Source organism: uncultured Tenacibaculum sp., assembly GCF_947494125.1.
GTDB lineage: Bacteria > Bacteroidota > Bacteroidia > Flavobacteriales > Flavobacteriaceae > Polaribacter.
Window position 1 is genome coordinate 1 of the sequence record NZ_CANLTU010000063.1, and the last position, 226, is coordinate 226.

Here is a 226-nt window from a genome sequence, read left to right on the forward strand (position 1 = left end):
GTAAATGGCCCTGTTGTACTATTTATTGTTGCACTAAATGGTGCTGTTCCATCTGAAATTACAACATTTACTGTTCCGTTATCTCCATTACAATTTGGTTGTACTACCGATGTTGCTATTGTTGGATCGGTAATTCGTTGAATCGTTACTGTTTCTGTTACTTGACAGAAATTTGCGCCTCCATTTTTATCGCGTACATAAACATCCCATGTTCCGGCTGCTACAT

General features: G+C 38.5%; 1 protein-coding gene. It reads right to left on the minus strand.

Going from position 1 to position 226, the window contains the following annotated elements; genetic code table 11:
- The coding region (locus Q0881_RS17820) for a hypothetical protein (protein ID WP_299163339.1) at positions 1-226 on the minus strand (226 nt) is incomplete at both ends.